This is a genomic window from Pseudomonas tumuqii (genome assembly GCF_013184545.1).
Taxonomy (GTDB): Bacteria; Pseudomonadota; Gammaproteobacteria; order Pseudomonadales; family Pseudomonadaceae; genus Aquipseudomonas; species Aquipseudomonas tumuqii.
Window position 1 is genome coordinate 46,949 of sequence record NZ_JAAOJA010000015.1, and the last position, 15,336, is coordinate 62,284.

At 64.2% G+C, this 15,336-nt stretch carries 14 protein-coding genes; 11 read left to right on the forward strand and 3 right to left on the reverse strand.

The genetic code is table 11. The annotated features are described in order from the left end of the window. Positions 1-235 precede the first annotated feature (235 nt). From G9C89_RS21615 to G9C89_RS21625, 3 genes are all read right to left on the reverse strand, one after another. A complete protein-coding gene (locus G9C89_RS21615) occupies positions 236-715 on the reverse strand; it encodes a VOC family protein (RefSeq protein ID WP_172152077.1) in 480 nt (159 codons plus the stop codon). Between the two features lie 335 nt (positions 716-1,050). Continuing rightward, a complete protein-coding gene (locus G9C89_RS21620; RefSeq protein ID WP_172152079.1) occupies positions 1,051-1,443 on the reverse strand; it encodes a GFA family protein in 393 nt (130 codons plus the stop codon). A 102-nt stretch (positions 1,444-1,545) separates the two neighbouring features. Next, positions 1,546-2,436 (reverse strand): LysR substrate-binding domain-containing protein, encoded by an 891-nt coding sequence (locus G9C89_RS21625; RefSeq protein ID WP_172152081.1) that lies wholly within the window; start codon positions 2,434-2,436, stop codon positions 1,546-1,548. A 104-nt stretch (positions 2,437-2,540) separates the two neighbouring features. Here G9C89_RS21625 and G9C89_RS21630 point away from each other — a divergent pair, with 104 nt between their 5' ends. The 11 genes from G9C89_RS21630 to dctM all read left to right on the forward strand — a co-directional run bounded on the left by G9C89_RS21630 (position 2,541) and on the right by dctM (position 15,073). After that, positions 2,541-3,527, forward strand: a complete 987-nt coding sequence (locus G9C89_RS21630) for a DMT family transporter (protein ID WP_172152083.1) — start codon at positions 2,541-2,543, stop codon at positions 3,525-3,527. Then, positions 3,463-4,284, forward strand: a complete 822-nt coding sequence (locus G9C89_RS21635; RefSeq protein WP_218575963.1) for a LysR substrate-binding domain-containing protein — start codon at positions 3,463-3,465, stop codon at positions 4,282-4,284. Before G9C89_RS21630 ends, G9C89_RS21635 begins: the two co-directional genes overlap by 65 nt. Positions 4,285-4,967: 683 nt before the next feature. After that, entirely contained in the window at positions 4,968-6,023 is a 1,056-nt protein-coding gene (rfbB, locus tag G9C89_RS21640) for a dTDP-glucose 4,6-dehydratase (protein ID WP_172152085.1), read from the forward strand. A gap of 11 nt (positions 6,024-6,034) precedes the next feature. After that, positions 6,035-6,907 carry a glucose-1-phosphate thymidylyltransferase RfbA gene (gene rfbA, locus G9C89_RS21645; RefSeq protein ID WP_172152087.1) on the forward strand — a complete coding sequence of 291 codons (873 nt, stop codon included), beginning with the start codon at positions 6,035-6,037 and terminating at the stop codon, positions 6,905-6,907. Continuing rightward, positions 6,904-7,449 carry a dTDP-4-dehydrorhamnose 3,5-epimerase gene (gene rfbC, locus G9C89_RS21650; protein WP_172152089.1) on the forward strand — a complete coding sequence of 182 codons (546 nt, stop codon included), beginning with the start codon at positions 6,904-6,906 and terminating at the stop codon, positions 7,447-7,449. The genes rfbA and rfbC overlap by 4 nt, the downstream gene beginning before the upstream one ends. After that, positions 7,446-8,327: a dTDP-4-dehydrorhamnose reductase gene (rfbD, locus tag G9C89_RS21655; protein WP_172152091.1), complete on the forward strand. Its 882-nt coding sequence runs from the start codon at positions 7,446-7,448 to the stop codon at positions 8,325-8,327. The genes rfbC and rfbD overlap by 4 nt, the downstream gene beginning before the upstream one ends. 154 nt (positions 8,328-8,481) lie before the next feature. Continuing rightward, positions 8,482-10,296 carry a sensor histidine kinase gene (locus G9C89_RS21660; protein ID WP_172152093.1) on the forward strand — a complete coding sequence of 605 codons (1,815 nt, stop codon included), beginning with the start codon at positions 8,482-8,484 and terminating at the stop codon, positions 10,294-10,296. Continuing rightward, positions 10,293-11,690, forward strand: coding sequence for a sigma-54-dependent transcriptional regulator (locus tag G9C89_RS21665; protein WP_172152095.1), 1,398 nt, complete (start codon positions 10,293-10,295; stop codon positions 11,688-11,690). The genes G9C89_RS21660 and G9C89_RS21665 overlap by 4 nt, the downstream gene beginning before the upstream one ends. 339 nt (positions 11,691-12,029) lie before the next feature. Continuing rightward, complete coding sequence (gene dctP / locus G9C89_RS21670; protein WP_172152097.1) at positions 12,030-13,019, forward strand: C4-dicarboxylate TRAP substrate-binding protein DctP; 990 nt, start codon at positions 12,030-12,032, stop codon at positions 13,017-13,019. A gap of 144 nt (positions 13,020-13,163) precedes the next feature. Beyond that, entirely contained in the window at positions 13,164-13,793 is a 630-nt protein-coding gene (locus tag G9C89_RS21675) for a TRAP transporter small permease (protein WP_172152099.1), read from the forward strand. Continuing rightward, positions 13,790-15,073, forward strand: coding sequence for a C4-dicarboxylate TRAP transporter large permease protein DctM (gene dctM, locus G9C89_RS21680; RefSeq protein ID WP_172152101.1), 1,284 nt, complete (start codon positions 13,790-13,792; stop codon positions 15,071-15,073). Before G9C89_RS21675 ends, dctM begins: the two co-directional genes overlap by 4 nt. The last annotated feature ends 263 nt before the right edge of the window (positions 15,074-15,336 follow it).

A 15,336-nucleotide genomic window follows, 5' to 3' on the forward strand; every position in this document is an offset into this window, starting at 1 on the left:
AGCGAGCCGCTTGTAATCAGTAGCTCACGAGTTCGACTCTTGGTGCCGGCACCATATAAAACAAAGGCTTGCAGCGATGCAGGCCTTTGCTTTTTCTGCCAGACGTAAATTCCAGCCCTCGACCGCACAACGCCCCTCCCATCCAGGGCTACGGCACGACACTGCTACTCCCATCGTGAGCCGGCTCTTTCATCGAATCCAACGGCCATGCCGTAGCCAACGGCACCAGCGCGGGTTACTGCTTCAGAGCCGCTTCGATCGTCGCGATGTCGATCTTTCTCATGTTCATCATGGCTTCGAACGCGCGCTTGGCCGCCGCTCGATCAGGATCGGCTATCGCAGCGGTCAATGCGCGTGGCGTGATCTGCCACGACAGCCCCCACTTGTCCTTGCACCAGCCGCATGCGCTTTCCTCGCCGCCGTTTCCGACAATCGCGTTCCATAAGCGGTCCGTTTCGGCCTGATCGTCGGTCGCAACCTGGAACGAGAACGCCTCGTTGTGCTTGAACGCCGGGCCTCCGTTCAGCCCAAGACAGGGGATGCCCATCACCGTGAACTCGACCGTAATGACATCGCCCTGTTTGCCCGCCGGATAGTCGCCAGGCGCGCGATGGACAGCTCCCACAGCACTATCCGGGAACGTCTCGGCATAGAACTTCGCAGCGTCCAATGCGGTGCCGTCATACCAGAGGCAAATCGTATTTTTGCTGATCATCTTGGTTCTCCAAAATCGGAACTGACACATGCATTCCAGCCGCGCAGGCAGCCGGACTAGTTCGGCAACGTGCCTACCATGGCCTATGCGCGTTCACTGTATCAACGAAGGAGACGGCCCAAACCTGCCTGTGACAACCGGCGGGTTTCACCCAATCTGGGGCGTTAGCCGACCATGGCGAATGAGCGTTTCGTTGTCGGCTAGCACAAGGCCGGTCTTGCGCAGTGACGGCCGGCGTGATCGAAGGCGCTGTCCTCGAGCATCTGGTTCGATATCTCGATCAAGGCACATATCTCGGTCACCTCGTAACGGCGTCTTCGCACCGTTGGTGCCGCCTACTCCTCACGGCGACCCGTACCGTCACGATCGCGTTCGTATCGTCGCGTGAGCGGAAACGGCGGCAACCAGGATTCGCGACGGACGACCCAGCTTTCGTAGGTTGGCTTCAGTTGGTCAGGGGCATCCAGGGCTCCCAGGTGTACTTCGATTTCGTCTGCAGTTCGGGAGAAAACCGACGAGCCGCAGCGGGGACAGAAAAACCGCCCTGCGTAGTCGCGTGTTTCGCCAGCGATCGTCACCGCCTCCTGGGGAAAGATCGCCGAAGCGTGAAAGAGAGCCCCATGATGCTTGCGGCAATCGAGACAGTGACAAAGGCCGACCCGGTATGGGCGTCCCGAGGCGACAATGCGGACGTTGCCGCACAGGCAACCGCCGGTGAATCGGTCCATGTTGCGTCTCCTCTACAACCAGATGGTCTGAAGGTTCACCCCGTCGGGCGTCCATAAAAGATACGCCAGCCTTTTCGAGCACGCCTTCCCACTCATCTCGGTCTATCCCCTGCCCCCGTCGCCGTCGGTCAGGCAGGCCACCAGATCGGCGGCAAACCCGGACAGCGCCTCCCGTTTGCGTACGCAGACCTTCAAGTCGCGCTGGGCCCAGGGTTCATCCAGCTCGACAACAGCGAGCGGGGCGTGTTCGGTTAGGGCGCTGCGGGGCACCAGTCCCAGGCCGACGCCAGCGCTGACCATGCGGCATACCGCCTCGAAGCTGCGCACCTGAATCCGCACCTGAAGATGCCGGCCGAGCGCAGCCGCGGCGTTCATGGTGAAGGTGTGGATGGCCGAGCCCGCGTGCAGCATCACGAAGGGGTAATCCAGGACCTCGGCAAAAAGCGCACTGGACCGCCGTGCGATCGAGTGATCGATGGGGGCGATCAGCACCAGCCTGTCCGCGCGGTAGGGGATCAGTTCGACTTCGGCGCCTTCGACCGTGTCCGCCACCACGCCGACGTCGACTTCACCGCGCGCAACGGCCAGGACCACCTCGGGACTGGTGTGCTCCTCCAGGGTGATGGTGACTTGCGGATGGCACTGCAAAAAGGTCGACAGGCTGTCAGGCAGAAAGGCATGGGTGGCGTGGGTGTTGGCCCACAGGCTGACATGCCCGCGCACGCCTTTGGCGTAGGGCGTGAGGTCGGCGTGCATCTGTTCGAGCTGGGCAAGTACCTGACGCGCGTGGCGCAACAGGGCATCGCCGGCACGGGTCAGGCTGATTCCGCGGGGCTCGCGGATCAGCAGCGGCGTGCCCATCGACGCTTCCAGCGAGCGCATACGATGGCTGGCCGAGGACGGGGCCAAGTGCACGCGCTCGGCACCACGGGTCAGGTTCTTGGCGTCGGCAATCGCGACGAAGAGGCGCAGGTCGGTCAGGTCATAGCTCATAGGGTTGGTTGAATCCGAACGATCAGTTGCGAAAAAGCCAATTTCATAGGGGTTATACACCCGCCATCATTCGATTCAAGACAACTCTTAGGGATTTACCTGCCATGCCATGGAAAACCTGGTCGGCCGAACGCGTCGGCATCGCACTGGCGATCCTTGCTGCCTTTGGTTTTTCCTTCAAGGCGATTTTCGTCAAGTTGGCCTATGCCGCCGCGCCGGTGGACGCGGTCACGCTGCTGACCCTGCGCATGACCTTTGCGTTGCCGATCGTGCTCTGGGTCAGCCTTTCGCTCTGCCGCTCCGCCCCGCCGCTTACGCGCAAGGATTGGGGCCTGCTGATCGCGCTGGGCCTGCTCGGTTATTACGGCGCCAGCATTCTCGACTTCATCGGCCTGCAGTACATTTCCGCCGCGCTCGAGCGTTTGATTCTCTTCATCTACCCGACCATTACCGTACTCATCGGCGTGCTCGCCATGGGCAAACGCCTGGAGAGACGCCAAGTGGGTGCGCTGTTGCTGTCCTATGCCGGCATCGGCCTGGCCTTCGCCCATGATTTGCAGGTAGCGGAGGACATCAACGCCGTGCTGATCGGCGCGGCCTTCGTCTTCGGCTCGGCGGTGTCCTATGCGCTGTATAGCGCCGGGGCCGAGATCGCGGTGCATCGCCTCGGCACCGTCCGCTTTGCCGCGCTGGCGATTATGGTGTCCACCGTCGCCACCCAGCTGCACTTCGTCGCCACCCAGCCGTTTTCCGCCTTGATCCAGCCAGTGCCGGTCTATGTGTATGGCGCGGCGATGGCGCTGTTCTCGACGGTACTGCCGGTGTTCTGGCAGTCGGCGGCGGTTCGTCAAATAGGTGCGGCACGCACCGTGCTGATCGGCACACTGGGCCCGATACTGACGATCCTCTTCGGTTGGCTGTTGCTCTCGGAGCCGGTTTCCCTGGCGCAATTGGCGGGTGCCGGCTTGGTGCTGGCGGGCGTGTTGCTGGTCTCGCGGCGCCACAGCTCGCCCGCTCGGCTGGAGGATGTTGCCGAGGCGGCCTCCGCTGAGGGCACGAAAGCGATCGCACGCTCTGCAGCCAGCTCGTAGGACGGTAGCCCCTAAAGACCGTGCTCGACGAAGGTGGAACCCTGGACCCGAAACGGGTGCTGGCGCTGTTGGCGAGCGGGTCGCGCAACTGGTGCAGGACGCCGAAGCGGTGCTGCGCCCCGCCGCGCAGATCGACCCGAAACAGCTGCTGCGAACCTTCACCCTGCGCAGCAGCGAAGGCTTTGTGGAGAACTTCGGGCCGGCGCTGATCGCGCGCATCGCACAAGAAGCGCCTGGCGTACGCCTGTGCTTCATGCAAAAGCCGGATAAAGACAGCACGCCCCTGCGCGACGGCACCGTCGACCTGGAAACCGGTGTCGTGGGCCAGGGCGCCAGCCCGGAGTTGCGGACCCAGGCCTTGTTCCGCGACCGCTTCATCGGCGTCGTGCGCCTGGGCCACCCGCTGAGCCAGGGCGAGGTCACGCCGGCCCGTTATGCGGCTGGCGGGCACATCTACGTTTCCCGCCGCGGGCTCGACAAGGGCCCGATCGATGAAGCCCTGAAATCGCTGGGCCTTGCACGGGAGGTCATGACGATTGTCGCCGGCTTTTCCACCGCACTCGCCCTGGCCCGCGCCACCGAGCTGATCGTCAACGTCCCGGAACGGCACACCGCCAGCCTGCGCGCCGGCATGCACAGCTTCCCGCTACCGCTCACCCTGCCGACATTCACGGTCGCCATGCTCTGGCACCCGCGAATGGACGCCGATCCGGCTCATCGCTGGTTGCGGGCTTGCTTGCGGGTTTGTAAGCACTAGGCAGCGCTTCGGCTCCAGACGATCTGCATAGCTGGCTGGCGGTCAGTGAATGGCTGGGTCGGTTCCGGGCAGCTTTCGACCCAAACGAACGCTGGCGGCCTCTGGACGCTGACGTTTGTAATCGCATCAACTGCCTGAACTGCCGAAATGCCATGCCTGTTCGCGGGGTTGCCAACCGCCACCGAGCGCCTTGAAGGCGGTGACTCGCTGATCCAGTTCGAAAACGTGTCTATCTCGGAGAGCACCCTGGGTAACAAAATCTGCCTAGAGAATACGGGGGGCAGATTGACCGACTTCTGCCAGTCATCACTAGCAGCCAGAGGTCAATTGATGCCACTAGCCAATAGCAACTTTGGGGCGCTCATTACCAGTCGCCATCATGACGCTAAAGACCAACAAGTCGATGAGCGACGGTCAAGCAGCGCATGCCTCAACTCCCCCGCCCAGCCGATATCAGCAGCGTAAAATTTGACCATTCGCCAAACCGATGACCGCCCGATCGTTAGAAACTCGCGCGCGATGTGTACAGGGCGGTGCTGGCAGATGTTTTCGCCGCGGGCTTTCCCCGGGATGCCATAGGACCACAACGGCACGCCTGCCGGCATCCAGCGCTTGCGGCCGGGGCGTTCAGCCTACAAGCTATGCGCCACACTCGAAGACTGTATTCAAAGGGCAATTTTTCCATGCGTATTCTGGTCACCGGCGGCGCGGGTTTTATCGGCTCGGCGCTGATTCGCCACCTGCTCAATAACACCCAGCATCAGGTGCTTAATCTCGACAAGCTGACCTACGCCGGCAACCTCGAATCGCTGGCCAGCGTCGCGGACAACCCGCGCTACAACTTCCTCCAGGCCGATATCGGCGACAGCGCGGTGGTCAGTCGCGCCCTGGCCGAGTTCCAGCCGGACGCGATCATGCACCTGGCGGCCGAGTCGCATGTGGACCGCTCCATCGACGGCCCGGCCGCCTTTATCCAGACCAATATCGTCGGCACCTATGCCTTGCTGGAAGCCACCCGCGCCTATTGGCTGCAGCTGGACGCGGCGCGCCGGCAGGCCTTTCGCTTTCACCATATTTCCACCGACGAGGTGTATGGCGATCTGCATGGCGTTGACCAGCTGTTCACCGAGAGCACGCCCTATGCGCCCAGCTCGCCCTACTCGGCGAGCAAGGCGGCCTCCGACCATCTGGTTCGCGCCTGGCAGCGTACCTATGGCCTGCCGGTACTGCTGAGCAATTGTTCGAACAACTACGGCCCCTATCACTTCCCGGAAAAACTGATCCCGCTGGTGATCCTCAACGCCCTGGAGGGCAAACCGTTGCCGGTGTACGGCAACGGCCAGCAGGTGCGCGACTGGCTGTATGTCGAGGACCATGCCCGCGCCCTGCTCAAGGTGGTGAGCGAGGGCCGGGTGGGCGAGACCTACAACATTGGCGGGCACAACGAGCAGACCAATCTGCATGTGGTGGAGAGCATCTGCGCGCTGCTCGATGAACTGGCGCCGCGCCAGGCCGGCGCCTACAAAGAACTCATTGCATTTGTGCAGGATCGCCCCGGCCACGACCAGCGCTACGCCATCGACGCCGGCAAGATCGAACGCGAACTCGGTTGGACACCCGAGGAAAGCTTCGCCAGCGGCCTGCGCAAGACCGTGCGCTGGTACCTGGACAACCTCGACTGGTGCCGCCGCGTGCAGGATGGCAGCTATCAACGTGAACGCCTGGGAGCTTCTTTATGAAAGGCGGGATGATGAAAGGAATAATTCTCGCAGGCGGCTCCGGCAGCCGCCTGCACCCGATCACCCTCGGGGTGTCGAAGCAGCTGCTGCCGATCTACGACAAGCCGATGATCTACTACCCGATCTCGGTGCTGATGCTCGCCGGCATCCGCGAGATTCTGATTATCTCCACGCCCGTGGACCTGCCTAATTTTCAGAAGATGCTCGGTGACGGCAGCCAGTTCGGCGTGCGCTTCGTCTACGCCGAACAGCCGGCACCGGAAGGCTTGGCCCAGGCCTTTCTGATCGGCGAGTCGTTCATCGGCAGCGACCCCGTGTGCCTGATCCTCGGCGACAATATCTTTCACGGCCAGCACTTCACCGAGAAGCTCCTGCGCGCCGCCGCCGAACCCAGCGGCGCGACGATTTTCGGCTATTGGGTCAAGGATCCCGAACGCTTCGGCGTGGTCGAGTTCGACGCCAGCGGTCGAGCCATCTCCATCGAGGAAAAACCGGCCAAGGCGAAATCCAGCTACGCCGTCACCGGCCTGTATTTCTACGACAACGATGTGATCGAGATCGCCAAGGCGGTCAAACCTTCGGCGCGCGGCGAACTGGAGATCACCGACGTCAACAACGCCTACCTCGAGCGCGGCGACCTGCATGTCGAGCGTTTCGGTCGTGGCTTCGCCTGGCTCGATACCGGCACCCACGACAGCCTGCTGGAGGCCTCGCAATACGTGCAGACCATCGAACACCGTCAGGGCCTGAAAGTCGCCTGCCTGGAAGAGATCGCCTTCAATAATGGCTGGATCAACAAGCAACAGCTGCTCAGCCAGGCCCAGGCCTTCGGCAAGACCGGCTACGGCCAATACCTGTACAAGCTGGCGGAGGAGCACCCATGAAGGTGATTGCCAGCGAACTGCCGGACGTGCTGATCCTCGAACCCCGGGTGTTCGGCGACGAACGCGGCTTCTTCTACGAGAGTTTCAACGCCCGCGCCTTCGAGCAGGCAACCGGTCGCACATGCGCGTTCGTCCAGGACAACCACTCGCGCTCGCAACGCGGCGTGCTGCGCGGCCTGCACTACCAACTGCAGCAGGCCCAGGGCAAGCTGGTGCGGGTCACCGCGGGCGAGGTGTACGACGTGGCGGTGGATATTCGCCGCAGCTCGCCAACCTTTGGCCAGTGGACAGGCGTGCACCTGTCTGCCGAAAACAAACGCCAACTGTGGCTGCCGGAAGGCTTCGCCCACGGCTTTCTGGTGCTCAGCGAATACGCCGAATTCCTCTACAAGACCACCGACTACTATGCGCCGGCCCACGAGCGCTGCATCCGCTGGGACGACCCGAGCCTGGCCATCGCCTGGCCACTGGATAGTGCGCCGCAGCTCTCGGCCAAGGACCAGGCCGGCCTCAGCCTGGCCGATGCGGAGGTTTTCCCATGAAGATCCTGCTGATCGGTGAGCACGGCCAAGTCAGCCGCGAACTGCAACTGAGCCTGCGCGGACAAGGCGAGCTGATCGTGTGCGGCCGCGACCGGCTCGACCTGAGCCAGCCGGAGCAGATTCGCCAGCAGCTGCGCGAGCTGCGACCCGAGCTGGTGATCAACGCCGCGGCGTACACCGCGGTCGACCAGGCCGAGAGTGAAGCGCACCTGGCCTTCGCCATCAACGCCATGGCGCCCGGCATTCTCGCCGAGGAAGCCGCCGCGCTGGGTGCGCCGCTGATCCACTACTCCAGCGACTACGTGTTCGACGGCACAAAAAACGCGCCCTATGCCGAGGACGACGCGCCCAACCCGCTCAACGTCTACGGCCGCAGCAAGCTGGCCGGGGAACAGGCGATCCAGGCGGTCGGCGGCGCCCACCTGATCCTGCGCACCAGCTGGGTCTACTCGCTGCACGGGCGCAACTTTCTGCTGACCATGCAACGCCTGCTGCAGGAACGCGCCAGCCTGAATGTGGTGGCCGACCAGATCGGCGCGCCGACCTGGGCCGGCAGCATCGCCGACGCCACCCGCCAGCTGGTCGAGCGCTGGCGCCATGGCCGCGCCGGCCCCTGGGGGCTGTATCACCTCAGCGCCCAGGGCGAAGTGTCCTGGTTCGGCTTCGCCAGCGCGATCGCCGAGCAACTGCGCGCGCAAGGCAAAGCCACCGCGACCCTGCAGCCCATTCCCAGCAGCGCCTACCCCACACCCGCCCGGCGTCCGCTCAACTCGCGGCTCGACTGCACCCGCCTGCAACGCGACTGGCATGTCCAGTTGAGCGACTGGCACAGCGCCCTGCTCGAGTGCCTGCACAGCGGTGAGCGCCGCAAGCCATAGCCTGAATAAGCGCCAGCACTCTATCCAGGGTGCCCAATCGCGGCAGGCTGGCGACACCTGACGGGTTGCAGCCCGCCTAGCCAAGCGCCACTGGCACATCCCTTGCTAAAGCTCGAAGATGCATACTACCTGCGACACCCAGGCGCCTGACTCCATGACCGCAACCATCCGCACCCCCAAACGTCTCCGCTGGCGCAGCCTGGCGTTGCTGGCCCTGCTGCTGACGCCGCTGCTCTGGCCGCTGCAGCAACTGGCGGAACGTTATTACAGCGGCGTGCTGAGCGAACAGAATCGCCAGACCCTCGATCTCTACGTCGCCAACCTGCTCGGCACCCTGAACCGCTACGAGGTGCTACCGCCGGTCCTCGGGCAACTGCCGACCCTGCGTCAGCTGTTGCAGCAGAGCGCCGATGGGCAACTGCGCGACCAGGCCAACCACCTGCTCGCCGACCTGCAGCAGCAGACCGGGGCCGACGTGATCTACCTGATGGCCCCCGACGGCAAGACCCTGGCCGCCTCCAACTGGGATCAGCAGGACAGCTTCGTCGAGCGCAACTTCTCCTACCGTCCCTATTTCCGCGAAGCCATGCAGGGCCGCCCCGGGCGCTTCTTCGGCCTCGGCACCACCTCCGGCAAGCGCGGCTACTTCTTCGCCGCCGCCGTGCGCGAGGGTGCGCAGAACCTTGGCGTGCTGGTGGTCAAGGTCGACCTCGACCACACCGAAACCCTGTGGGGCAATCGTCCCGAGCAGTTGCTGGTCACCGACAACTACGGCGTGGTGATCCTCACCTCCCAGGCCGATTGGCGTTTCCATGCCACCCGCGAGCTGGACAATGCCGAACGCGCCACGATTACCGCCACCCAGCCGTACCGCATCCAGTCGCCGCCGCCCCTGCACCTCGAACCCGCGGCCTGGCTCCGGCAGAGCCGCCACCTCGACGATATCGGCTGGACCGTGAGCATCCTGGCGCCGCGCCTGCTGCTCGATCGCCCCGTGCGCACCGCTGTCGCCGTCGGTGGCGCGGCGCTGCTGGTACTGATCCTGCTGCTCGGCCTGCTGATGCAACGGCGCCGGCATTACCTTGAACGCATCGCCCTGGATACCCATGCGCGGCAACAGCTGGAGCTGCGCGTACAGGAGCGCACCCAGGATCTTGAGCTGCTCAACAGCCGCCTGAAACAGGAAGTGCTGGAGCGCGAACACGCCCAGCAGGAGCTGGTCCGCGCCCAGGACGAGCTGGTCCAGGCCGGCAAACTGTCGGCCCTGGGCACCATGAGCGCGAGCATCAGCCACGAGCTCAACCAGCCGCTGGCGGCGATTCGCAGCTATGCCGACAACGCCTGCGTGCTGCTCGACCACCAGCGCAGCGAAGACGCGCGCGCCAATCTCAAGCTGATCAGCCAGATGACCGAACGCATGGCCTCGATCATTTCCCACCTGCGCGCCTTCGCCCGCCGCGATCGTCATGCTCCGGAAAGCGTGGCCCTGCAACCGGCCCTCGACGACGCCCTGGCGCTGTTGGCCAAACGCCGCCGGGCGATGGAGGTCGAGCTGATTCGCGACCTGCCGGACGCCACCCTCTGGGTCCAGGCCGGCGAAACCCGCCTGCGCCAGGTGCTCGGCAACCTGCTGGCCAATGCCCTCGATGCCCTGGGCGAGAAAGCGCCGCCGCGGCGCATCTGGCTCAGTGCCGAACGCAGTGCGGAGGGCGTCGACCTGCACCTGCGCGACAACGGCCCGGGATTCACTGCCGAAGCCCTGCAACGCGCCCGCGAACCCTTCTTCACCACCAAGACCAGCGCTCAAGGGCTAGGCTTGGGCCTGGCAATTTGCGATACCCTGATCCGTGCCCTCGGCGGTGAACTGCTGCTGGCCAACCACCCCGACGGTGGCGCCCTGCTGACCCTGCGCCTGCGCGCCGCCGAACACGGCGTTAAAACCCAGTCGCCCGAGGACTATTGCGTATGACCACCCTCGCCCCAGGCACCCAGGTGCTGTTGATCGACGACGACCCGCACCTGCGCCAGGCCTTGAGCCAGACCCTCGACCTGGCCGGCCTGAAGGTCGTCAGCCTGGCCGACGCCCGCGGCGTCGCCGCACGCATCGAGCGCGACTGGGCGGGCGTGGTGGTCAGCGATATCCGCATGCCGGGCATCGATGGCATGCAGCTGCTCGAACAGCTGCACGAGCAGGACCCGGACCTGCCGGTGCTGCTGATCACCGGCCATGGCGATGTACCGCTGGCGGTGCAGGCGATGCGCGCCGGCGCCTATGACTTTCTGGAAAAACCCTTCGCCAGCGACGACCTGCTCGACAGCGTGCGCCGCGCCCTCGCCCTGCGCCGCCTGGTCCTGGATAACCGCAGCCTGCGCCTGGCCCTGGCCGACCGCCAGCAATTGAGCGCGCGCCTGGTCGGCCAGTCGCCGGCCATGGCGCGCCTGCGCGAGCAGATCGGCGCCCTGGCCAACATCAGCGCCGATGTGTTGATCCTCGGCGAGACCGGCGCCGGCAAGGAGGTGGTCGCCCGCGCCCTGCATGACCTGTCGAATCGCCGCGACGGTCCCTTCGTCGCCATCAATGCCGGTGCCCTGGCCGAATCGGTGGTGGAAAGCGAACTGTTCGGTCACGAACCGGGCGCCTTCACCGGGGCGCAAAAGCGCCGTATCGGCAAGTTCGAGTTTGCCAACGGCGGCACCCTGTTCCTCGATGAAATCGAGAGCATGAGCCTGGAAGTCCAGGTCAAGCTGCTGCGCCTGCTGCAGGAACGGGTAGTCGAGCGCCTGGGCGGCAACCAGTTGATCCCGCTGGATATTCGGGTGATTGCCGCGACCAAGGAAGACCTGCGCCAGGCCGCCGACCAGGGCCGCTTCCGCGCCGACCTGTATTACCGGCTGAACGTCGCCCCGCTGCGCATTCCGCCCCTGCGCGAACGCGGCGAAGACGCCCTGCTGCTGTTCCAGCACTTCGCCGATGGCGCCAGCGCCCGCCACGGCCTGCCGGTGCGCGAACTGCAGCCGGGGCAGCGCGCCATGCTCCTGCGTCACCCCTGGCCGGGCAATGTGCGCGAACTGCAGAATGCCGCAGAGCGCTTCGCCATCGGTCTCGACCTGGGCCTGGATCTCGGCCTGGAGCTGAACCTGGACCGCCCGCAGAACGGCGTGCCGCCCAGCGGTAACCTCAGCGAGCAGGTCGAAGCCTTCGAGCGCGCCATGATCGCCGCCGAACTGAGTCGTGCCCATGGTTCGCTGCGCAGCCTGGCCGAAGCCCTCGGCGTGCCGCGCAAGACCCTGCACGATAAATTGCGCAAGCATGGCCTGAGCGTCGCCGATACTGGCGGAAGCTCGCCAGATGACTTCGACTGACTGGCGGATTCCCGCCATTTTCGCCCACTCCAGCGCGCCATAACCTGCAGCAGCGGCGTGCCGAAGCGCTGCCGGGAACCTCTCTGCCCCCCGCACAAACCAGTTCCCGCAAGGTGCCAAGGCCTTCTGCCGAGGATTTTCCGCGCCTGTCCGCAACGCCGATCAACAGTCTGGCATGGCGGTTGCTCTAGTCCCTGCAGGCGATCCAACAAGCACAAGTCCAGGCAATCGCTGCCCAGCGTCCGTCGTTTTCCGGCAGGCCGCCTAGACTTGCTCTTGTTCGCCCGTTTTCTGCGCTGCGGCGCTTGACACGATAATCAAAACAAGAGGAAGCACTCCATGTTCAAACTGACTGCCAAGGCGCTGGCTTGCGCCCTGTCGCTGAGCATCGCCGGTATGGCCCAAGCGGCCGAGCCGATCGTGATCAAATTCTCCCACGTGGTCGCCGAGCACACCCCCAAGGGGCAAGGTGCGTTGCTGTTCAAGAAGCTCGCCGAAGAGCGTCTGGGCGACAAGGTCAAGGTCGAGGTCTACCCCAACTCCTCGCTGTTCGGCGATGGCAAGGAAATGGAAGCCCTGTTGCTCGGTGACGTGCAGCTGATCGCCCCGTCCCTGGCCAAGTTCGAGCAATACACCAAGCAAATCCAGGTATTCGACCTGCCGTTCCTGTTCAAGGATATGGCTGCAGTCGACCGTTTCCAGCAAAGCCCGGAAGGCCAAGGCCTGCTCAAGTCGATGGAGTCGAAGAACATCACCGGCCTGGGTTACTGGCACAACGGCCTCAAGCAGCTGTCCGCCAACAAACCACTGCGTGAGCCGAAAGATGCCCGCGGCCTGAAGTTCCGCGTACAGGCGTCCGCCGTACTGGAAGAGCAGTTCAAGGCAGTGCGCGCCAACCCGCGCAAGATGAGCTTCGCCGAGGTTTACCAGGGTCTGCAGACTGGCGTGGTCAACGGTGCCGAGAACCCCTACTCGAACATCTACAGCCAGAAGATGCATGAAGTGCAGAAGTACATCACCGAGTCCAACCACGGTGTGCTCGACTACATGCTGATCACCAACACCAAGTTCTGGAACGGCCTGCCGGAAGACGTTCGCAGCGAGCTGGACAAGATCATCGTGGAAGTGACCGCCGAGGTGAACAAGCAGGCCGACGCGCTCAACCAGGGCGACAAGCAGCGCATCCTCGCCGCCAAAACCACCGAAATCATCGAGCTGACCCCTGAGCAGCGCGGCATGTGGCGCGACGCCATGAAGCCGGTATGGACCAAGTTCGAAGGCGAAATCGGTGCCGACCTGATCAAAGCCGCCGACGCTGCCAACCAGTAAGGTGGTTCGGGCCGCACAGGTTAGCCGCCTGACGGCCTGATCCATCGGCAGCGGCGGCGACCAGCCCCGCTGCCGGGCATTTGCGCCAGGGCAGTCGAACAGGACTGCCCTGGCCCTTCACTCCCAACACTGGAGAACTTATCGATGAACGCCTTGCTGCGCGTCTGGAACCACTTCGAGGAAGGCTTTATCGCGTTCCTGCTCGCGGCCATGACGCTTGTGACCTTCGTTTACGTAATCCTCAATAATTTCTACACCCTGTTCTACAGCCTGGGTGACTTCTTTGGCGGCAACGAAGCGCTGCTCGCCATCGGCGATTTCATTCTCGACCTGGCCCAGACCATGACCTGGAGCATCGCCCTGACCAAGGCGCTGTTCGCCTGGCTGATCTTCTTCGGCCTGGCCTATGGCGTGCGCACCGCCGGCCATATCGGCGTCGACGCCCTGGTGAAACTGGCGCGCAAGCCGGTGCAACGCATCATCGGCCTGATCGCCTGCCTGTGCTGCCTGGGTTATGCCGGGCTGATCGCGGTGGCCAGCTTCGACTGGATGCGCACCCTGTTCACCGCCGGCATCGGGGCCGAAGACCTCGGCCATTACGGCATCAAGCAATGGCACATCACCATGATCGTGCCGTTCGGTTACACCATGGTGTTTATCCGTTTCCTGGAAATCTTCGTGCGCATCCTGCGCAACCAGCAGACCGGTCTCGGCCTGGCCGATGAGGCCGCCGAAGCCATGAAGTTGACCGAGCACGAGGAGCCCAAGCAATGACCATTCTGTTCCTCTTCATCCTGCTGTTCGCGCTGATGCTCATCGGCGTGCCGATCGCCGCCTCGCTCGGCTTGGCCGGTTCGATCACCATCATGCTGTTCAGCCCCGACTCGGTGCGTTCGCTGGCGATCAAGCTGTTCGAAACCAGCGAGCACTACACCCTGCTGGCGATTCCGTTCTTCCTCCTGTCCGGCGCCTTCATGACCACCGGCGGGGTGGCCCAGCGCCTGATCGATTTTGCCAACGCCTGCGTCGGCCATATCCGTGGCGGCCTGGCGATCTCCGCGGTGATGGCCTGCATGCTGTTCGCCGCACTGTCCGGCTCGTCGCCGGCGACCGTGGCGGCGGTCGGCTCGATCGCCATCGCCGGCATGGTCCGTTCCGGTTACCCGCAGGCCTTCGGCGCCGGCATCGTCTGCAACGCCGGCACCCTGGGCATCCTGATCCCGCCGTCGATCGTCATGGTGGTGTACGCCGCGGCGACCGAGCAGTCGGTCGGCAAGCTGTTCATGGCCGGCGTCGTGCCGGGCCTGATGCTCGGCGTGGCGCTGATGGTGGCGATCTACATAGTCGCGCGCAAGATGAACCTGCCGTCCCTGCCGCGCGCCAGCCTCGGCGAACTGCTGAGAACCGCGCGCAAGGCGGTCTGGGGCCTGCTGTTGATGGTGATCATCCTCGGCGGCATCTACTCCGGCATGTTCACCCCGACCGAAGCGGCTGCGGTGGCGGCGGTCTACGCCGGCTTCGTTGCCCTGTTCGTGTACAAGGACATGAGCGTGCGCGAGTGCCCCAAGGTGCTGCTGGAGTCCGGCAAGCTGACCATCATGCTGATGTTCATCATCGCCAACGCCATGCTCTTCGCCCATGTACTGACCACCGAGCAGATTCCGCAAACGATCACCGCCCTGGTCATCGAGATGGGCCTGCAGCCGTGGCAGTTCCTGCTGGTGGTAAACATCGTGCTGCTGGTGGCCGGTGCCTTCATGGAGCCCTCGGCAATCATCCTGATCCTCGCGCCGATCCTCTTCCCGATCGCCGTGCAACTGGGCATCGACCCGATCCACCTGGGCATCATCATGGTGGTGAACATGGAGATCGGCCTGATCACCCCGCCGGTGGGGCTCAACCTGTTCGTCACCTCGGCGGTCACCGGCATGCCGCTGACCGCGGTGATCAAGGCCGCCTGGCCGTGGCTGATGCTGCTGCTCGGCTTCCTGGTGGTGATCACCTACGTCCCGGCCATCTCCCTGGCCCTGCCGAACTGGCTGGGCATGAGCTGATCGCGACCGCTTGAAGTACTCCGTGTACCTTCTGCCCGGCCTTAGTGCCGGGCTTTTTTTGTCTGCCGCACCAGCCAGTACAGAAGCAGGGTGCGCGGGGCCGTGCGCACCGGCACCGCGCCAGGATCTCGCTGCGCGCGACGCCCCCTCCCGAGAGGCTTAGGCAACGCACAGCTGCCGCGCAAAGCCGGCCGCCCGTGCCCGACAATCCCGAGCGGGGTTGATCCAGATCAGCCTGCCCCGGGCCCGATTGTGGATGAATG